General features: G+C 55.6%; 16 protein-coding genes, 1 tRNA gene and 1 pseudogene. 10 read left to right on the forward strand and 8 right to left on the reverse strand.

Annotated features, from left to right (window positions below):
* Positions 1–21 precede the first annotated feature (21 nt).
* On the reverse strand, positions 22–447 hold the full coding sequence (locus tag CSQ91_RS21065; protein ID WP_099389509.1) for a hypothetical protein: 426 nt from the start codon (positions 445–447) through the stop codon (positions 22–24).
* 172 nt (positions 448–619) lie between these two features.
* On the opposite strand from CSQ91_RS21065, the gene CSQ91_RS21070 reads away from it, so the two are divergent.
* The 4 genes from CSQ91_RS21070 to CSQ91_RS21085 are packed head-to-tail and all read left to right on the forward strand — an operon-like array spanning position 620 to position 2,919.
* Positions 620–1,114: a hypothetical protein gene (locus tag CSQ91_RS21070; protein WP_099389510.1), complete on the forward strand. Its 495-nt coding sequence runs from the start codon at positions 620–622 to the stop codon at positions 1,112–1,114.
* Between the two features lie 9 nt (positions 1,115–1,123).
* Positions 1,124–1,645 (forward strand): DUF1993 domain-containing protein, encoded by a 522-nt coding sequence (locus tag CSQ91_RS21075; protein ID WP_099389511.1) that lies wholly within the window; start codon positions 1,124–1,126, stop codon positions 1,643–1,645.
* Positions 1,629–2,360 carry a DUF1566 domain-containing protein gene (locus CSQ91_RS21080; RefSeq protein ID WP_099389512.1) on the forward strand — a complete coding sequence of 244 codons (732 nt, stop codon included), beginning with the start codon at positions 1,629–1,631 and terminating at the stop codon, positions 2,358–2,360. Before CSQ91_RS21075 ends, CSQ91_RS21080 begins: the two co-directional genes overlap by 17 nt.
* Before the next feature lie 40 nt (positions 2,361–2,400).
* Positions 2,401–2,919 carry a hypothetical protein gene (locus tag CSQ91_RS21085; RefSeq protein ID WP_099389513.1) on the forward strand — a complete coding sequence of 173 codons (519 nt, stop codon included), beginning with the start codon at positions 2,401–2,403 and terminating at the stop codon, positions 2,917–2,919.
* Positions 2,920–2,922: 3 nt separating this feature from the next.
* Here the strand turns inward: CSQ91_RS21085 and CSQ91_RS21090 are convergent, their stop codons facing one another.
* Positions 2,923–3,639, reverse strand: a complete 717-nt coding sequence (locus CSQ91_RS21090; RefSeq protein WP_099389514.1) for an SDR family NAD(P)-dependent oxidoreductase — start codon at positions 3,637–3,639, stop codon at positions 2,923–2,925.
* Positions 3,640–3,802: 163 nt separating this feature from the next.
* Between CSQ91_RS21090 and CSQ91_RS21095 the strand changes: the two genes are divergently transcribed.
* The 5 genes and pseudogenes from CSQ91_RS21095 to CSQ91_RS21115 form a co-directional block, all read left to right on the forward strand.
* A complete protein-coding gene (locus CSQ91_RS21095; protein WP_099389515.1) occupies positions 3,803–5,107 on the forward strand; it encodes an MFS transporter in 1,305 nt (434 codons plus the stop codon).
* Between the two features lie 337 nt (positions 5,108–5,444).
* Positions 5,445–7,025 carry an isocitrate lyase gene (locus CSQ91_RS21100; RefSeq protein WP_034784508.1) on the forward strand — a complete coding sequence of 527 codons (1,581 nt, stop codon included), beginning with the start codon at positions 5,445–5,447 and terminating at the stop codon, positions 7,023–7,025.
* A gap of 646 nt (positions 7,026–7,671) precedes the next feature.
* Positions 7,672–8,409, forward strand: a complete 738-nt coding sequence (locus tag CSQ91_RS21105; protein ID WP_099389516.1) for a LemA family protein — start codon at positions 7,672–7,674, stop codon at positions 8,407–8,409.
* On the forward strand, positions 8,406–10,139 hold the full coding sequence (locus CSQ91_RS21110; RefSeq protein WP_099389517.1) for an MAG1210 family protein: 1,734 nt from the start codon (positions 8,406–8,408) through the stop codon (positions 10,137–10,139). Before CSQ91_RS21105 ends, CSQ91_RS21110 begins: the two co-directional genes overlap by 4 nt.
* Before the next feature lie 288 nt (positions 10,140–10,427).
* Positions 10,428–10,927, forward strand: a pseudogene (locus CSQ91_RS21115) (LysE family translocator); the annotation flags it as partial.
* Between the two features lie 147 nt (positions 10,928–11,074).
* Here CSQ91_RS21115 and CSQ91_RS28760 read toward each other — a convergent pair.
* The 6 genes from CSQ91_RS28760 to acs all read right to left on the reverse strand — a co-directional run bounded on the left by CSQ91_RS28760 (position 11,075) and on the right by acs (position 18,190).
* Positions 11,075–11,593, reverse strand: coding sequence for a hypothetical protein (locus tag CSQ91_RS28760; RefSeq protein WP_143451073.1), 519 nt, complete (start codon positions 11,591–11,593; stop codon positions 11,075–11,077).
* Positions 11,594–11,598: 5 nt separating this feature from the next.
* On the reverse strand, positions 11,599–12,954 hold the full coding sequence (locus tag CSQ91_RS28765; RefSeq protein ID WP_143451074.1) for a hypothetical protein: 1,356 nt from the start codon (positions 12,952–12,954) through the stop codon (positions 11,599–11,601).
* Position 12,955: 1 nt separating this feature from the next.
* Complete coding sequence (locus tag CSQ91_RS21125) at positions 12,956–14,077, reverse strand: UvrD-helicase domain-containing protein (protein WP_099389519.1); 1,122 nt, start codon at positions 14,075–14,077, stop codon at positions 12,956–12,958.
* Between the two features lie 16 nt (positions 14,078–14,093).
* A complete protein-coding gene (locus CSQ91_RS21130; RefSeq protein WP_143451075.1) occupies positions 14,094–15,458 on the reverse strand; it encodes a serine/threonine protein kinase in 1,365 nt (454 codons plus the stop codon).
* A gap of 444 nt (positions 15,459–15,902) precedes the next feature.
* Positions 15,903–15,993 (reverse strand) — tRNA-Ser (locus tag CSQ91_RS21135).
* Between the two features lie 190 nt (positions 15,994–16,183).
* Complete coding sequence (gene acs, locus CSQ91_RS21140; protein ID WP_099389521.1) at positions 16,184–18,190, reverse strand: acetate--CoA ligase; 2,007 nt, start codon at positions 18,188–18,190, stop codon at positions 16,184–16,186.
* Between the two features lie 308 nt (positions 18,191–18,498).
* Between acs and CSQ91_RS21145 the strand changes: the two genes are divergently transcribed.
* Positions 18,499–19,113, forward strand: a complete 615-nt coding sequence (locus CSQ91_RS21145) for a YqhA family protein (RefSeq protein WP_034784515.1) — start codon at positions 18,499–18,501, stop codon at positions 19,111–19,113.
* Positions 19,114–19,179: the final 66 nt, after the last annotated feature.

The raw sequence follows: 19,179 nt of genomic DNA on the forward strand, positions 1-19,179 counted from the left end.
ACCTTTCAGTTTATATTTACATCAATCTTCATCGGCCAGCGCCGCTTGCAGCCTGGCTCGGAACACCTCTCCGGCCACCTCGCCCAAGGTCGGCCACACCTGCGTCAGCCAGCGCTTGCCCGCCTCGCTCACCGCCACATACGGCGCGTCGCGCGTGACGCAGGCCTGGCCAATCGCGATGACTTGCCCCGCATCTTCCAGGCCGCCCGCGATCATGGCGTCGATGGGCAAGGCGATCAGCTCGGCGGTCAAATGCGGGCGCAGCAGGCAGGCAGGCGCGATGATGGCGAACGACGCTTCCACATAATTCCAGCAATTGGTGGGCCAGTGGGCGTTTTTCACATTTTCCAGGAAGACAGCATCACTGAGCGTTTCCGGATGGGCTTGCGCCTGCGCATAAAAGGCGGCAAGGGCGACGAGTTGTGGCGGGGAAGTCCAGGTGGGCATCGGTCATTGATCCAGGCAAAGCCGCGCCAGGCTGGCGGCAGTGGCGGACTGTAACATGTTCAATTAACACGCTGAAACACCAATGAGCGAGGCATAATAATGGCCGCCGCCACTCTCGCCAGTCACAGCCATGCCAACCGCCTTTGAACTCTGGAAAGCCGAACTTTTAATTGTGGGTAACATCGTCCAGGATGACGATACCTCCACGCCACCCGATGAGGCCCATCGGCGCTTCCAGCGCTACTGCGCCATGCTCGATGCGCTGACGGGCACGGAAGGCGCGCAATACGCACTGGCCATTTTTCAATCCGTGCAGGCCGAGCACGACTACGGCGCCTATCAGACGGCCAACCGCGCCGCCTGGCGCTTCGGTGAAACAGTGTATTGCACGGCACTACTACAGGAACTGCCGCGCCTGATCACCAGCCTGCCCGACTGGGCTGGAGAATTTCTCGTCGGTATCGCCAACGGCGCCGGCACGCCCAGCGCCTCGACCATCACCTGCTTCAACACCGTGCTGGCCACCGCGCCACCAGCACATCAGGCGCTGATCGCGGCATTTATTGCACAGGAAGAAGACGACGGCTGGTTCGACCATTGCCCTGGTGTACTGGGGCATCCGTCAAGGCCGGGCGCCTTTCCACTCCCTGTCAACATCACTACTTGAGGAATATGCATGTCGGTCTACGCCATTACCATCCCCTGCTTTGCACAGATGCTGCGCTCCCTGACGACGCTGTTAAATAAAGGCGAGGAACGCGCCCAGACGCTGGGTTTCGATCCCCAAAATCTGCTCGACGCGCGGCTGGCGCCCGATATGCACACCCTGGCGCGCCAGGTGGAATTCACGTGTACCCAGGCGCAGGAAGCCGTGTGCCGGCTGACGCAGCAAGCGCTGCCCCGGCTCGCCACACCCGCCAACATGCCGCAAGCCAAGGCGCTGATCGAGGCCACCCTGGCGATGCTCGCCTCGGCGGACCGTGCAGCCATCGACGCTGGCGCGCAGCAGCCAGTGTCGATCACCCTGGCCGGTGGCCTGACCTTCGACATGACGGGCCAGGAATACGCGCTCAACTGGGCCACGCCGCAGTTCTATTTTCACCTGGTGACGGCGTATAACATCCTGCGCCATAACGGCGTGCCGCTTGGCAAGGCCGAGTATGTACAACATATGTTTGCGTATGCGCGCCAGCCATAACCACCAGGGCGCCATTGACGGCGAGCGCTACGCGGGCATCATGCCTGGCCACGCTGGCGGCGCCGGCTACCGGCTGTTCCTGCTGCCCGGCGAAGCCGATGCCCTGCCCTGGCAAGCCGCGCTCGACTGGGCCGCGGCACGCGATGCCTGCCTGCCGACGCGCAGCGAATTGGCCCTGCTGCACGCCAACTTGCGCCATGTCTTCCCGGACGCCTGGTACTGGTCGTCGGAAGCGGACGCCATCCTGCCCCGCATGGCCTGGAGCCACGATTTCGATAACGGCACCCAGTACAACTTTCGCAAAACCTACTCGGGCCGCGCCTGCGCCGTGCGCCGGGTCGCGCTGCCGCCATCGGCCGCCGCGCCCATCCCTTTACAGCAGGGCGAACGCTATGCCGGGCTGATCCTCGGCACGGATGGCGCGCCCGATTACCATCTGCTGTTGCAGCCGGAAAAGTGCGAGCTGGAGTACCAGCCATGGCAAGCCGCATCAGACTGGGCCGCCAGCCTGGGCCACAGCTTGCCGGATCGGCGCGAGCAGACCTTGCTGTATGCGACATTGAAAGATGCATTCCGGCCAAACTGGCACTGGTCGAGCGAATGGGGCGACATCGAGGACGAAGCCTGGTGCAAGGATTTTGACACGGGCGTCGCCTATCAGAACGCGCGAGAGTTTGACGGCTATGCGCGCTGCGTGCGCCGGGTGCTTGTATAGTGCGCGTTTGCTCAGCCGAGCTGTCCCATCAAGGAAAACCATGCTGTTATCACTCGACGATCCCCTCTGGCCCACCCTGGAAGGCGGCTACCGCATGCCTTACGACGTGGCCGAGGCGCTCAAGGCCATGCAGGCGGGCGAAGACGTGTGGCATGAGCTATGGGAAGAGTTGCACCACCAGGGCGACGTGGGCGTCGCCTCATATGCTGCCGTGCCCCAGCTCGTGCACATGTTGGGCGGCGCCGAGTCGCGCGAGGAAGATTTCTATGCGCTCATCGCCCTGATTGAAATCGAGCGCCACCGCCAGCACAATCCGCCTCTGCCGGACTGGCTGGCCGACAGCTACCGCGATGCCTGGGCGCAACTGCCCGCCATCGCCGCGCGCGACTTGCAGGGCCAGCTCGACCCCGTCATGCTGGAATCCGTGTTCGCCGTGCTGGCCCTGGCCAAGGGCAAGCTGCGGCTGGGCGCCGCCCTGATGCACATGGATAGCTCGGAAGTGGACGAGTGGCTGGAAGAGCATCTCGGCTGGTCCGAGGTCTACGGCAAGGACGCTTAAGAGTCAGAAACGCTCGTCGCGCAGCGCCGGCATCACCAGTTCGCGCACGAACGAGGCATTCGACAGGCTCAGCAAGGTGCGCACGACGGCGACGACATCATGCACGGGTATCAGCTCGCCTTCGCCCCGCGCGGCAGCGTCCGCCAGCGGCACGGACAAGCCGTCGTAGGTATTCAAGTAGCCCAGCTGCAGCACCGTCACGGCCAGCCCCTGTTCGCGGAAACCTTCGCGCAAGGCATCGGCGATGCCGTTCAGGGCGAATTTCGACGCGCTGAACGTCACTTCCGGGCGGCCGCTCTGGCGCAGGCCGGACGTCGAGCCCGTGAGTATCAGTTGCGGCTTGCTGCTGGCCAGCAAGCGCGGCACGAGGCGCTTGAGCAGTAATATCGTCGCAGTAATGTTGGTATTGACCATGTCGACGATGGCATCGTCCGCATCGTCGAGAAAAGCATACTCGTCGCTGAAGGCTTTTTCTTCCCACACGCCCAGGTTATAGATCACCGCGTCCAGCGCGGCGGGCGCTGCTCGCGCGATGCGTTCGACGGCCTCCGCCGGCGCCGCCAGGTCCGCCGCGATCCATTGCAGTTGCGTCCCCTGGCCTGCGGGCAAGTCGGCAGGTTGCTGGCGCGATACGCCGATGACGGCATGTCCGTCAGCGAGCAAGCCGTCCATCAGCGCGCGTCCCAGGCCCCGGCTGGCGCCCACGATCATGATATGCATACTGTGTCCTTTCCAATGAAGTCAACGCCGATGATAGCGGCGTTGTATTAAGCACAGCTGAGGCGGCTCCCCCTACGCGCGCGCCTGTCACAGCATTTACTCACGCGGCGGAAATGCGTATGCTAGATCTGGCAATCTCCGATAACACACAAGAACGAGACACATGCCTACTTCCGACACCGCCGCAAGCAACGCCGCAACGCGTCCCCTCACCCAGCAAGACTATAAAACCCTGTCGCTGGCCGCCCTCGGTGGCGCGCTGGAATTCTACGACTTCATCATCTTCGTCTTCTTCGCCAACGCCATCGGCCAGTTGTTCTTCCCGCCCGAAATGCCGGACTGGCTGCGTTTGCTGCAAACCTTCGGCATCTTCGCCGCCGGCTACGTCGTGCGTCCCCTGGGCGGCATCGTCATGGCCCACTTCGGCGACTTGCTGGGCCGCAAGCGCATGTTCACCCTGTCCATCCTGATGATGGCCGTGCCGACACTGCTGATTGGCCTGCTGCCCACCTACGCCACCATCGGCCTGGCCGCCCCGCTGCTGCTGCTCCTGATGCGCATCTTCCAGGGCGCGGCCGTGGGCGGCGAAGTGCCGGGCGCCTGGGTGTTTGTCTCCGAACACGTGCCCAGCCGCTTCACGGGTTTTGCCTGCGGCGTGCTGACGGCCGGTCTGACCGTCGGCATCCTGCTCGGTTCGCTGGTGGCGACGGGCTTGAACACCGTCTACACGCCGCAAGAAATCACCGATGGCGCCTGGCGCTATCCATTCCTGCTGGGCGGCATCTTCGGCTTTGGCGCCATGTATTTGCGCCGCTGGCTGCATGAAACGCCGGTCTTCGCGGAAATGCAGCAGCGCAAGGCCCTGGCCACGGAAATGCCTTTGAAATCCGTGCTGCGCAGCCACCGCGGCGCCGTCGTCGTGTCGATGCTGCTGACGTGGATGCTGTCGGCCGGCATCGTCGTCGTCATTTTGATGACGCCTGCCCTGCTGCAAAAGATCCACCACATCGCGCCGCGCACCACCCTGGTCGCCAATACCGTGGCCACCCTGTGCCTGGCTTTCGGCTGCATCATCGCCGGCATGCTGGCCGACCGCCTGGGCGGCAAACGCGTGATCTTCGTCGGTTCCGTGCTGCTGGCCATTTCCACGTACCTCTTCTACACCACCGTCGGCAGCCGCCCCGACCTGCTGCTGCCCCTGTACGCAATGACGGGCCTGTTCGTCGGCGTCGTCGGCGCCGTGCCCTACGTGCTGGTGCAAGCGTTCCCGGCCCAGGTGCGCTTCTCGGGACTGTCGTTTTCCTATAACTTGTCGTACGCCATTTTCGGCGGCCTGACACCCGTGGTCGTCACCCTCATGCTGAAGAACAACGTGCTGGGCCCCGCCTATTACGTGATCGGTGTGTGCGTGGTGGGCATGCTGACGGCACTGTTCATCAAGGACCAGCGGCAGACGGTGGGACGTTAAATCAGCCGCCAGCGAGCCAAGCCACCTTCGGGTGGCTTTTTTTTCGCCCTGATTTGTCGCGCTGCACCAAAATCTGAAAAGGCGTTTCACATCGCGGGATTTCAAACGGCAGACTCATCAATTAATGCTCTCACTTTTTGAAAATTCATTTCACATCCTGAAAAATCATAATTAAGTCGTTGAAAAAGAACGATTAAATTTAAGTTATATGTCTTATATAAGACTTGAAGATCGGCGCGAATAGGCCTACTATTTAGTCATGCAGTTTGCTTCGACAAGACGTTGTGGCGCACTCGGCGATTTTCTCAAACATAGCTTTTCTTTTTAGGAGATTCACATGTCCCAATATCAAGACGACATCAAGGCTGTTGCTGGTTTGAAAGACCAACAAGGTAGCGCCTGGAACGCCATCAATCCCGAGTCCGCCGCCCGCATGCGCGCGCAGAACAAGTTCAAGACCGGCCTGGACATCGCCAAGTACACGGCAAAGATCATGCGCAACGACATGGCCGCCTACGATGCGGACCCATCCAAGTACACCCAGTCGCTCGGTTGCTGGCATGGTTTCATCGGTCAACAGAAGATGATCTCGATCAAGAAACACTTCAACAGCACCGACCGCCGCTACCTCTACCTGTCCGGCTGGATGGTTGCCGCCCTGCGCTCCGAGTTCGGCCCGCTGCCAGACCAGTCGATGCACGAGAAAACCGCCGTCTCCGCCCTGATCAAGGAGCTGTACACCTTCCTGCGCCAGGCCGATGCCCGCGAACTGGGCGGCCTGTTCCGCCAGCTGGACGCGGCCCAAGGTGATGCCAAGCAAGCCATCCAGGCCAAGATCGACGGCCACGTGACCCACGTCGTGCCCATCATCGCCGACATCGATGCCGGTTTCGGCAATGCCGAAGCCACCTATTTGCTGGCGAAACAGTTCATCGAAGCGGGCGCCTGCTGCATCCAGATCGAAAACCAGGTGTCCGACGAGAAACAATGCGGCCACCAGGACGGTAAAGTCACGGTACCGCACGAAGACTTCCTGGCCAAGATCCGCGCCATCCGCTACGCCTTCCTGGAACTGGGCGTGGACGACGGCATCATCGTAGCCCGTACCGATTCGCTGGGCGCCGGCCTGACCAAGCAGATCGCCGTCACCAACGAGCCAGGCGACCTGGGCGACCAATACAACTCCTTCCTCGACTGCGAAGAAGTGTCGGCCGATGCGCTGGGCAATGGCGACGTCATCATCAAGCGCGAAGGCAAGCTGCTGCGTCCGAAACGCCTGCCGAGCAACCTGTTCCAGTTCCGCGCCGGTTCCGGCGAAGAGCGTTGCGTGCTCGACTGCATCACCTCCTTGCAAAACGGCGCGGACCTGCTGTGGATCGAAACGGAAAAACCGCATATCGCGCAAATCGGCGGCATGGTCAGCGAAATCCGCAAGGTCATCCCGAACGCCAAGCTGGTGTACAACAACAGCCCATCGTTCAACTGGACCCTGAACTTCCGCCAGCAAATCTTCGACGGCATGAAAGCGGCAGGCAAGGACGTGTCCGCCTACGACCGCGCCCAGCTGATGAGCGTGGAATACGACCAGACGGAACTGGCGATCGCCGCCGACGAGAAAATCCGCACCTTCCAGGCCGACTCGGCCCGCGAAGCCGGCATCTTCCACCACCTGATCACCCTGCCGACCTACCACACGGCAGCCTTGTCGACCGACAACCTGGCCAAGGAATACTTCGGCGACCAGGGCATGCTGGGCTACGTGGCCGGCGTGCAGCGCAAGGAAATCCGCCAGGGCATCGCCTGCGTGAAACATCAAAACATGTCCGGCTCGGACATCGGCGACGACCACAAGGATTACTTCAGCGGCGAAGCGGCGCTGAAGGCGGCTGGTAAGGACAATACGATGAACCAGTTCTGAGCTTTTGGTTTGGTTGTAGAGTGAAAAAGTCCGCTTTGGCGGGCTTTTTTCGTTAACCGAACGGCAATCCCGCTTGCTAAGGATGTGAATGCTTCATAGGCATACCGCGAAACGATAGCGCCAATGTCAACGGCAATCGATATCGTTCTGCCCGGCCGTGTTACTTCACCGCTGCAGTGCAGCCCCTTCCCGCATTTCCTCTATTTGCCGATGGCAGAGCCTTAAAAAATTCTGGATCATTTATTTCTCCGCAAAGTTTAATCTGGCGCAGCCGAAGATACGGTGGAGGGCGGGGATTGCCTACCGGCCCGGAATGAATGTATTGGGTCGCTATGGCAGGCTGGAAGCGGGTGTCCGTTATCCAGTGCCCCGCCTTTCTGCTGCCGGGTTTATGCAAGCGGCTGGCTGAAAATTGGCCGCACCGGAAAATATCCAGGATTTTTCCCGAAACCTCACCTGCAATATTGGCTTGACCGCCCTTGATTGGATTTCATCCTTCAAGATATGATGACAAAAAAATTAATTTTAGGAAACTTACACGATACATCGACATTCCGCTCCCGCACGTCAAAAGCTGAAGCGACATATTTTGCAACCGAGCGAGATACGCTCAATCAAAAACACTCACTACAAAGGATTTTCAAGCATGGCAAATGATTTGGACGAAGTAACTGGCCCGATAAATGAACAGGGGCGCGACATCAACGTCATCAGCAAGCAGATTTCCGTCCAAGTCGGCACCGGGTCGCTCATATTTGAAATCGCCCTGTGGGCGGTCCTTCCGCTGATCGGAGGCTTGGCGCTGATGACCGGTGCGCTGCCGCAAACGTACGGCTTGGCACTCCTGGTACTGGGGGCACTGCCGGGCCTGGTCTTCCTGTTCATGAAGATCTCCGCCCTGGCGTATCTGCGCAAGCTGCAGCAGAAAATCCAGGCCGACGCGTCACAGATCGACAATTACCTGGAACAGCGCGTCGTCGTCCTGAACAACGTGGTTGGCCTGGTCGCAAAAGCGATCGACCTCGACAAGGACGTGATGAAGTCGGTAGCAGCTTACCGGAGCGGACACAACGCCGATGCCGAACGCAATCAGGCATCCCAGAAAATCGACGGGATTTTTTCCCGCATCAGCCTGGCGTGCGAAGCCTACCCGGATCTGAAGGCACAAGCCGTCATCGCCGATGCCATGCGCCAGAACAGTTATCTGCAAAAGGAAGTGACCGCCGCGCGCACGCTGTATAACGATACCGTCGGCATGTGGAACCAGGACGTCTTTGCCTGGCCGACCAAGCAGATCGTAGCGGCGCGCCAAGGTTATACCACGCGCATTCCTTTCACTGCCTCCGCCGAAACCAAGGCTGCCGCCCGGAGCGTCTTCTTTTGATCAACGACGTCCATGAACCATTGGAGCAGTATTCTCTCCATTTCAAAAATGCTCACGCCAGCAATACGTCGGACTTTTTCGAAGACCTCGTGCGCCAGTCCGGCGTGGACGAGAACGCCAACATCGCGACGGTGCAGGAACTACGCGTGCTCGAAAAGCAGGCCGCGGGCGCCGGTTCCAGCAACAAATGGTGGCGTATCCTGCGCGGCGCCAGCATCGTGGCCGCGCTGCTGGCGGCACTCTATATTTACGCCTATCACGCATGGCCATGGCTCATGGTCCCGGCGATTGCGCTTGCCGTTGCGATTCCTACGCTCAACCGCATCATCAACGATTCCGACGCGCAGTTAAAGCGGCTGCAGGAAGCCTGCGACGAAAAGCGTGCCGTGGCCTGGGGCCAGATGGTGCCGCTGAACAGCCTGTACGACTGGGATATCGTGGCGAAGCTGATGCAACAAACAGTGCCTCGCATCGCATTCGACCCGTATTTCAGCAACGGCCGCATGGAAGAGCTGCGCAACAGCTTTGGCTGGTATGGCAATCTTGGTGACAACCACTCGATCCAGTTCTCGCACAGCGGCGTACTGAACGGCAACCCGTTCATTCTTGCACGCACCTTGTCACACTCGATAGGCAGCAAGACATACCATGGCTCGCTGGCCATCAGCTGGACGGAACAGTACCGCAATTCGCAAGGCAAATCGGAAACCAGAACCCGCCACGAAACTCTGCGGGCATCGATCGAGCGTCCGCTGCCCGAGTACGAAAACCAGACGTTTATCGTCTACGGCAACGAAGCGGCGCCGGATCTCGTGTTCAGCCGTCACCCGTCAAAACTTTCCCGCCTGGAGGACGGCTTCTTCGACAAATGGCGGAAGAATCGCGCCATCAAGAAGCTGGAGGAAAAGTCCCGCGATGTCGACGAGGGGCATAATTTTACGGTGATGGCCAACCGCGAATTCGACGCCTTGTTCGATGCGACGGACCGCAACCATGAAGTACAGTTCCGGCTGTTGTTCACGCCGTTGGCGCAACAGGAAATGCTCAAGCTGCTCAAGGATAGTCAAACAGGTTTTGGCGACACATTCGTATTCGAAAAAACCCGCATGATCAACGTGCTGGAATCGGGACATATGCGCGCTACCGATATCAGCGGGGCCCCGGAGAAATTTTTTGCCTACGAACTGGCCCAGGCGCGCATGTTTTTCAACGCCTATCACAACGATTTCTTCAAGTCGTTCTACTTTGGGATCGCCCCGCTGCTTGCCATTCCATTGTACCAACAGCATCGGCCGCACTCGGACATCTATCAAGACACGTATTCGCACAAACCCTGTTTCTGGGAGCATGAAGCGATTGCCAATTACCACGGCGAGGCGATGTTCAAGCATCCCGAGTGCGTCACGCGAAGTATCCTGAAGACATCCATGCAACAGGAGGCCGACGGATCGCAGAAAGTGCATGTAAAGGCCAGCGGCTTCCGCAGCGTCGCGCGCACCCACTACGTCTCGGTCAGAGGCGGAGATGGCCGCTCCCATCAGGTTCCAGTGCATTGGGACGAGTACTTCGAGGTCGAGAATAGCGCCAGCATGCTGGTAAAGGAAACGGCTTCGCCAGGCAACACTGCAACGGATGATGTCGCGTTGCCGCCGGCGTTTTCACAGCGTGGTATCGATGCCGAAAGGACTGTGCTTCGCCGGTCGATTCTTTCGGCGGTTTTGGCTGGTTAGGGCACCTTCGCGGATTACAGTGGCAGAAGTTGGCCGCTTTAGTATGAAATCACAAAGGAGCTCGTGGAATCACGGGCTTTTTTGCTTTGTGGGTGCCAGGGTCAGGTCCGCTATTTGGACACGGACTGATGCATGATGCGTTGGATGCTGTAGAAGATTGCTCAGTCGAAGACTTGATTAGAACCACGAACGCGCGCCGAGGACGTGCGTTCGTTGTTCTAACTGAGCCAGCTTCTGCAGTGCTCAATGTATCAGCCCATGTCCAAATGGCAGACCTGACCCCGGCCCTTGGGCGGCGTCGCCGTCGGTTTCCTGTTCTACATGCTGTGCGCCGCCTTCGGCATTACCGCCTTTATGTTTGCCGTGCCCTACGCCTACGATGCGCTGCGCTTCGGCGCCGCCTATTTGCTGTACTTGGCCTGGCAAGCCGTCAAGCCGGGCGGACGCTCCGCCTTCGCCGGGCGCGATTTACCTGTCGATGGGCCGCGCAAACTGTTTCTCATGGGCTTGAGTACGAATCTGACCAATCCCAAGATTGCCGTCATGTATCTATCGCTGCTGCCGCAATTCATCACGCCGGGGCATGGGAGTGTGCTGACGCAGTCTTTGCTGCTGGGGAGCGTGCAGATTTCTGTGAGCTTGGTGGTGAATGCGGGGATTGCGGTGATGGCGGGGTCGATTGCGGGGTTTCTGGCTCAGCGGCCGAGTTGGGTGGTGGTGCAACGGTGGATGATTAGGGCGTGTTGACGGGGGTGGCGGTGAAGATGGCGACTGAGGGGAGGAAGTAAGGAGGCTAACTCTGAGGAGCCAGCAACGGGAGGAAGATTTTCCTAGGCAAGAAAGCGCACCAGCACCGCGTTTGCCAGCGCCTCGCGAGTAAAGCCCGCATTCGTTACCTCGAAACAAGTCCTCACCAGCTCATTGCATCACAGGAATTACTTTATCAAAATAATGCTTGATCTTTCGAGTAATTGATTTGGCCGCGGCACTGGAAAAGCAATGTATTCACGACAATGCACCATAACCTCATTTCCAGATGCATGTGCAGCCATTAAATCCGCGTCCAAATATCCATTTTGGGACAAAAAATCGGAAATGGTTTGACCTGTGTTCGCCGTTGCCACGTATTCAATCAAGTCTGCTAACTCAGGAGACCAGCAAAATCGATATGGTGTAGTTGGAATTATTCGAACAACATGATTATCATCACTCGCGTAATTCCGTGCAGTATCCCAGGAACTTGAAACGAAAAGTGCTTGGCTACGATATTTTATACCAAAGTGCTGCTCAAACCATCGATCCGCTTCATCATGCAAGTGCTTGGACATGTTTCGTGGCAAACGGTCCATCCGCGTTTTATGCACAATAGGTGAGACAATTTTATCTGTGTCTGATATCCCACGATAAAACTCTAATGTCTCAAAAGAAGAAATCATATTTTTAGCATTTTCCATATAAATTAAAATCTATTCTTACCATATCGATATTTCTCAGTTGACCCAGAGTACTGTTCATTGGACGGCGAATTAGACAATAACCGCTGCGCCTCAATTAGTAAGTTTGTTAACAATTGATCCCGTTTTTGGAAATTCTGCAAAATTTCTGCATCTCGTTGCTCCGGTTCAGCTAGTTGCTCCCCCATTTTAACAAACACATTAACACCGGGCAATAGTGAGAGAAAGATGGTTCTTGCCTGCAATGGGCGGAGCGTAGTAGGTTTCATACCAACTCGTGCCAGTACAAGAAACTCATCAATTGAGATATCGACCTCGGGCGTCATGCGGAAGTCGAACACCCTAGAGATATCTCGCTGCAACTTTCGATCAATCGGCAGGGAAACGCTTTCGACGCTGTATCGCTCTGAGCAAGCCGAAAAAAATCCGTACCAAACTAATAGAGAGTCATACATACCCAAATAACGACTCAGGACCTTGATATAACGCATTGAACCAACAAGAATTCTATTTGCAAAGAAAGCGATGGTAACTGTGTCAATGAGGTTGCTGTGCGGTCGATCTTGTATCGTTTCAACAATTTTTTGGAATGCATCCATTCGTCCATCAAAGTCACCTGACAAAGCATTAAGCGAATCAGCAATATGAGGATGAAATTCAAGAAGATAATCGCAAATTTGTTTATCATTGATCAAAAATGACGAGCCCCCCCCAAGAACAGCTCGAATATCCAGAAATCTATCTGAGATGTTTTCAATACCTTCGGAACGTAGAAGGCCAGCAAGGAAACGTATTGTTTCAAATAGCTGTGCACTCGACTCCGCAAGAATACTGCCTGGCAACATATTCCACTTCTCTGAAATTTTTGATGAATGAATATTTGGATATAAAATACCTGAGCGTGCGAGTGAAAATGTTAAAGTCCGCCGACACAGTGCATAAGTTGGCTCCTTATCGTTTAGACGGTTCATCACGATTATGGACGCCGCCTCAGTAAAAGCAAGGGAGCTCCAAAATTTCAACGGAGCTACCACTTTTATCGATGGAGTAGTTTTTGCTTTACGTGTTCGTGTTAGCGTACTCTTGTGCGGAATGGTAGAACTATTTACCACATGCACGTGTGCCGAAATTGGAGACCATGAAGGATAATACGTCGCCACATCTGCGAAGAAACTCTCCTGATCATCGTTGTGTGGAACAATGATGCATGGAAGGTCACCTTCCGAATTTTCGTCGTAAAAACACTCATGAAGTCGAGGAGCGCTTGCACCACTTGCAGTAAACAAATCCTGAGGTGTAGCCGACTTACTCTGGGTTAAACCGAAAATTTCAGCCGTGCTTAAATTTTTCCGTGTAAACATCTTATTTTTTCCTAAATAGATCGCCAAGCCCAGGGTTAGGCTTTGGGGCAGAGAGCCTCGCAATGGCACTTTCCAGGTAACCAGGGATGCTGCCAGTATAGTAGACATGTACAGATGTCCGACCGCGCAGAACAGCGGTGTACGCTAGTCTTTTCTGAACTGATCCCATTTTATAGAGTGCTTCACAGCCAGCTACGTGAACAGCTCGAAATTCAAGACCCTTGGCACTGTGCATAGTCTCCGCGCGAATTTGGTCTGTATCAAAGTCGGATGAGGACAACGCCAATATGGCTTTGAAGTTCTCAAGCTGGTCACGCTTTGGGAATAGGACGCCAATCAGTTCTTCAGGGTATAGATCGACCTGAGATTTCAACCTGGAAATTATCGAACTGATCTGCTCATCGAAATTTGCACAAATAACTGGTGTGACAGACGAAGGGAGCACTGTCTCATCGTACCTACACTCCCCATGCACTGGAGCAAAGCTTGCGGAATCTTTTAATATCCCATCAGCCACTTTGCAAATATTCAGGCCACTACGATAATGGTACTTTAGCGTGATTACTTTATTTTCAACCAGTGACTCGAGCAGGCCTGGCGTATGCGTAGTCCGATAGATTGACTGCCTTGAATCCGCTACAAGAATTAATCTATCACAGAGCCTGCGCAACACTAAAAGCTCAGTATCCATATAGTCTTGACTCTCATCAATAAGCAACGCCTCAAATGGCGGACTTATATTTTTCTCATCAACCAGAGATTTAACACGCCCAGCCAAGATTGCTCGGTCTGTTTCAAAGTCATTGGTCAAATCTAATTTAACATTATACTCATCTAGAATCTCGCGAAAAAACTGCATCCCAGTAATCACATGCTCGCGCGGAACGCCATACTTTTCACAACCTTCCTGTACAAATCGTTTAAGACTAGACGTGAAAACCACAATCTTAAAAGAATGGATATCTTTCAGTTTAAACCACAATGCTCGCAGCAAAAGAATATTCGTCTTACCCGATCCGGCCGGTCCACGGATCAAAAAACTGTCCGCCTCGTCCATATTCAGTACCGCGCTCGACTGCTCTTCATCGAGCTGTGATTCGCCAATCCAAAATGTACCGTGCATATTTTCCTCAGTCCGGTTAATCCGAAAGCATCTGGTCAGCTACCTGCAACAAACAAGTCTGGATGAGGCGAACGGTTGACTCAACAGTTAGCATTTCATTCCATTTAGCTTCAAACAAATCCGGTCGAGACTCTGTAGTTGCCAATATTGACATTGTGGTTGCTTGCTCAAACTCTTGATTTATCGATAGTTCAACAGTTATCGTCAATGGTTCATCGAATCCACCAGCAGTTAAATGCGGTTCGAAACTATACTTAGTCTGATATGAAGATTCAGACAGCGAGCTTTCGTGTGCTCCAAATCTGGATGGAAATATATTCGAACTAAGAAGATATTGACGAATTTCCTTGAATACGCTTAATTGCAGCTGCCAAAGTTGATTTACTCGATCATTAGCAGGCGGCACGGCTGCCTGAGCTTTTTCCATAGCGTGCTTTTCCTGCTTAAGAATTAATTTCAACCGAATTGCTTTTTGTTGATATTCCAACTCTGTCTGCGTTTCAATAGGCCCTTTGAAACTCTCCCAATTGACTAATTCCAACCGCTCGCGCCAGTTTTTGACAAGACAACACTTACTGAGCGCAACAATCCAAGGCTCACAATCAGTCGCTTCAATAATTGGAGTGTGAAGCTTTACGGAGTCAAATAATTTTGCGGGGGGCTGATCAATCCCAGTATAAAGCGGCTCTTTCATTATGAGGTCATGGAGTGTGGCCCCAATTTGATAAAAAGTTATCGCATTCCAAGCTTCACTATCGTCAGATTCCTCAGTCCTCCAAACAAACTCCGGAGGGCTATATCGTGTTGTGGCCACGAATTTTTCACCGGAAATTCGTGGATCATCAATCGATGGAATCGTGAGTACAACACCAAGATCTAAGAGAGTCAAGTGCGTATAGTCATCGCTAACGACTATGTTCGCCGGTTTGATATCGCGATGCACAAGGTCATAGCTTGTCAAAACTTCAGCCGCACTAGCAAGTTGGCGAACAAGACCCGGAATTGCTGACCGTGGGACATCGGAAATTATCTTGTCCAGTGATTTTCCTGGAATCAATTCCATTACTACAAAAAGGGTTTCAAGCTCTTCGCTATATCCACCATCAAAAATCTGTACTAAATTGGGGTGAACTTTGCTTCCACGCAATTGAAGTTGCAGATCCAGTCGACGCATCCCTTCGTCTACGCCGTTGCGCTTAAGAACATCCGGGAAGAAGAATTTAATAGCTACGCAGTCTTCCCCACATGTGCCAGCATAGACGATCCCGTCTGCGCCCTCGCCAATATCCTCACCAATTTGGTATTCATGAAATGACTGTCCAGTTAGTCCCCTAACATCTGGCATTTTTGTGGCCTTATCGGTGAGGGCGATGATACGCACGAGTGCTAAGTTTACGAACCTAGACTTCGTTCGACGAATTAGAGATGCTAAAGATTTAGTATTGTTGAAATTCTACCCTTTGCTACGAATGCAATGGGGAAATATTTTTCCTCTTTTTAAACCTATGAAAAAGGGCCATCGAAGCACTCCGTTGCATAATTGTGTGCGAAACTAGTAAGCTAGAATCAGGCCTGTCATTTAGAAAGAAGCTGGTGCATTGGATGCCGTAGAAGCTTGCTGAGTCGAAACCTAATTAGAACCACGAACGCGCGCCGCAGGCGCGCGGGGCTGCCGCGCAGCGGCAGCAGTTGGTCGATTCGGAGAGGGCCGGGCCGGTAGGCCCGCCCCTTCGAATCCCCCGCGCAGGGCGCGCAGGCGCCCTGCTTCTCTCTGCGTACAGACGAAAAAAAAGCTACCCGAGGGTAGCTTTTTCTTTTTCGTCTGTGGCGGAGAGAGGGGGATTCGAACCCCCGATAGAGTATTACCCTATACACGCTTTCCAGGCGTGCGCCTTCAGCCGCTCAGCCATCTCTCCTGAAGGCAATGCGCGCGTCTTGCTTGCTCACATTGTGTACTGCATATCGCTTGTCGCGAAGCCGCAGATTATAGCAAAGATTCTACGGACTGCCAAAGTTATTTACCCAGAGGTAAAAGTTGGGCCAGGCCCGCCGGAAGGATGCGCCCTGGTGCTGCGCACAGCCCTTCCCGAGGCACTGGCCTGTCTGTTAAGACGCTTCCTTCAACTGCTCCAGGATGGCCGGGTTTTCCAGAGTCGAGACGTCTTGCGTGATCGTCTCGCCCTTGGCCAGCACGCGCAGCAGGCGGCGCATGATTTTGCCGGAGCGGGTTTTCGGCAAGTTGTCGCCGAAACGGATTTCCTTCGGTTTCGCGATCGGGCCGATTTCCTTGCCGACCCAGTTGCGCAGCTCCAGGGCCAGCTTCTTGGCTTCCTCGCCTGTCGGACGCGCTTGCTTGAGCACCACGAAGGCGCAGATCGATTCGCCTGTCGTGTCGTCCGGACGGCCCACCACGGCGGCCTCGGCCACCAGCGGGTTGGCGACCAGGGCCGATTCGATTTCCATCGTGCCCATGCGGTGGCCCGACACGTTCAGCACGTCATCGATGCGGCCCGTAATGGTGAAGTAGCCCGTGTCCTTGTTGCGGATGGCTCCGTCGCCGGCCAGGTACATCTTGCCGCCCAGTTCTTCCGGGAAGTAGCTGGACTTGAAACGCTCGGGGTTGTTCCAGATCGTGCGGATCATCGATGGCCATGGACGTTTTACCACCAAAATACCGCCCTGGCCGTTCGGCACGTCCTGGCCCGCTTCGTCGACGATGGCGGCCATGATACCCGGCAATGGCAGGGTGCAGGAACCTGGCACCATCGGCGTGGCGCCCGGCAATGGGGTGATCATGTGGCCGCCCGTTTCCGTTTGCCAGAAGGTATCGACGATCGGGCATTTCTCGCCGCCGATATTCTTGTAGTACCACATCCACGCTTCCGGATTGATCGGCTCGCCGACCGTGCCCAGCAGGCGCAGGCTGGTCAGGTCGTAGTTGCCTGGATGGACTTTCGGGTCCACGTCGGCCGCCTTGATCAGCGAACGGATGGCCGTTGGCGCCGTGTAGAAAATGCTGACGTTGTGCTTCTTGATGGTTTCCCAGAAACGGCCCGCATTCGGGTAGGTAGGGATGCCTTCGAACACCACTTGCGTGGCGCCCACGGCCATTGGGCCATACGCGATGTAGCTGTGGCCCGTCACCCAGCCGATGTCGGCCGTGCACCAGAACACGTCGTCCGGCTTGATATCGAAGCTCCACTTCATCGTCAGCGCGGCCCACAGCAGGTAGCCACCGCTCGAGTGCTGCACGCCCTTCGGCGTGCCCGTCGAACCGGAGGTGTACAAGATAAACAGTGGATGCTCGGCATCGACCCATTCCGGCTCGCATTGCGCCGACTGGCCTTCGACCAGGTCGTGCAACCACGTGTCGCGGCCGGCCACCATCGGCAAGTCGCTGCCCGTACGTTTATACACGATGACGTTTTTCACGGAGTCGCAGCCGCCCAGCGCCAGCGCTTCGTCGACGATGGATTTCAATGGCAATTTCTTGCCACCGCGCAATTGCTCGTCGCCCGTGATGACGGCCACGGCGCCCGCATCGATGATGCGCTCCTGCAGGGATTTTGCCGAGAAGCCGCCGAACACGACCGAGTGGGTGGCGCCGATGCGCGCGCAGGCTTGCATTGCGGCAACGCCTTCGACGGACATCGACATATAGATGATCACGCGGTCGCCCTTGGCGATGCCCTTGGCTTTCAGGCCGTTGGCGAACTTGCAGACTTTTTCGTGCAGCTCTTTATATGTTGCCCTGGTGACGGTGCCATCGTCCGCTTCGAATATGATGGCCGTCTTTTCGCCCAGGCCATTTTCGATATTGCGGTCCAGGCAGTTGTACGATACGTTCAGCTGGCCGTCTTCGAACCATTTGTAGAACGGTGCATTGTCTTCGTTCAGGGTGCGGGTGAACGGTTTCTTCCAGCTCAGGTTTTCGCGCGCCAGCTTGGCCCAGAAGCCTTCATAGTCGGTTTCCGCCTCTTTCACCATGGCGCGGTAGGCGTCCATGCCGGAAATGGTGGCCTGTGCGGCAAACGCCGCCGACGGGTCAAATACGCGCGACTCTTCCGGTCCCTGCTGTTCCGTGCCCTGCCCTTGGTTTTCTGTAGCGCTCATGCTTGTCTCCAGTGTAGTAATTGTTTGCTAACACGATAGACCCCGTGTCTTACGGACGCCTTACATGTCGCGTTTATGCAGCGTTTTACCCCTATCAAGGCTAACCATAAGCGCCTTCGGCAATGGGAGTCAAGGGGACGCCGTACAGTATTTTCACTGGGAAAATGCATGCGGCACCGAAGGTTCAATACCACTTCGTGTTTCATCAAACCTAATAATCAGGAGCAAGGCCATGCGCAGTAATCAGCAGCAAGTGTAAAATGTCGGGCATACCAAAAATTGGTATTTACTCCCCCAGGAAACCCCACATGATCGACCACCTACCACCGTCATCCAAACATACCAAGCTGCACCCGCTGTCCTCCTTCATCTTCATGTCGCGCTGGCTGCAGTTGCCGCTGTACCTGGGCCTGATCCTCGCACAATGCGTGTATGTCTTCCATTTCTGGGTGGAATTGTCCGACTTGATCGGCGCCGTGTTCGGCAATGATGCAGCCCTGCAGCACGTGCTGACGGCCGTTGCCGTGCCGGGCAGCGCCCTGCCGACCAAACTCAATGAAGCGACCATCATGCTGGTGGTATTAGGCCTGATCGACGTCGTCATGATTTCGAACCTGCTGATCATGGTCATTATTGGCGGCTACGAAACCTTCGTTTCGCGCATGCACCTCGATGACCACCCAGACCAGCCGGAATGGTTGTCGCACGTCAATGCTTCCGTGCTGAAGACGAAATTGGCGATGGCCATCATCGGCATCTCGTCCATCCACCTGTTGAAGACATTTATCAATGCCAATTCCTACAAGATGGAAGTGATCATTGCGCAAACGGTAATCCACATGGTCTTCATCATTTCGGCCATGGCCATTGCGTACACCGACCGCATCATGACGGTAACCCAGAACCAGGCACGACCGCATTAAGGAGCGCTCCTGCACTACCGTACTAATTAGCAAGCAGCACCAAGCATCAAGTAACTAGCATCAAAG

This window comes from Janthinobacterium sp. BJB301 (assembly GCF_002735685.1).
Classification (GTDB): Bacteria; Pseudomonadota; Gammaproteobacteria; order Burkholderiales; family Burkholderiaceae_D; genus Janthinobacterium; species Janthinobacterium lividum.

What these genes read in the sequence shown, in the direction of transcription:
- CSQ91_RS21065 (WP_099389509.1), bottom strand. Translation starts at nt 447, where the DNA reads ATGCCCACCTGGACTTCCCCGCCACAACTCGTCGCCCTTGCCGCCTTT.
- CSQ91_RS21090 (WP_099389514.1), bottom strand. Translation starts at nt 3,639, where the DNA reads ATGCATATCATGATCGTGGGCGCCAGCCGGGGCCTGGGACGCGCGCTG.
- CSQ91_RS21145 (WP_034784515.1), top strand. Translation starts at nt 18,499, where the DNA reads ATGATCGACCACCTACCACCGTCATCCAAACATACCAAGCTGCACCCG.
- CSQ91_RS21080 (WP_099389512.1), top strand. Translation starts at nt 1,629, where the DNA reads ATGCGCGCCAGCCATAACCACCAGGGCGCCATTGACGGCGAGCGCTAC.
- CSQ91_RS21100 (WP_034784508.1), top strand. Translation starts at nt 5,445, where the DNA reads ATGTCCCAATATCAAGACGACATCAAGGCTGTTGCTGGTTTGAAAGAC.
- CSQ91_RS28765 (WP_143451074.1), bottom strand. Translation starts at nt 12,954, where the DNA reads ATGTTTACACGGAAAAATTTAAGCACGGCTGAAATTTTCGGTTTAACC.
- CSQ91_RS21075 (WP_099389511.1), top strand. Translation starts at nt 1,124, where the DNA reads ATGTCGGTCTACGCCATTACCATCCCCTGCTTTGCACAGATGCTGCGC.
- acs (WP_099389521.1), bottom strand. Translation starts at nt 18,190, where the DNA reads ATGAGCGCTACAGAAAACCAAGGGCAGGGCACGGAACAGCAGGGACCG.
- CSQ91_RS28760 (WP_143451073.1), bottom strand. Translation starts at nt 11,593, where the DNA reads ATGGAAAATGCTAAAAATATGATTTCTTCTTTTGAGACATTAGAGTTT.
- CSQ91_RS21095 (WP_099389515.1), top strand. Translation starts at nt 3,803, where the DNA reads ATGCCTACTTCCGACACCGCCGCAAGCAACGCCGCAACGCGTCCCCTC.
- CSQ91_RS21085 (WP_099389513.1), top strand. Translation starts at nt 2,401, where the DNA reads ATGCTGTTATCACTCGACGATCCCCTCTGGCCCACCCTGGAAGGCGGC.
- CSQ91_RS21105 (WP_099389516.1), top strand. Translation starts at nt 7,672, where the DNA reads ATGGCAAATGATTTGGACGAAGTAACTGGCCCGATAAATGAACAGGGG.
- CSQ91_RS21125 (WP_099389519.1), bottom strand. Translation starts at nt 14,077, where the DNA reads ATGCACGGTACATTTTGGATTGGCGAATCACAGCTCGATGAAGAGCAG.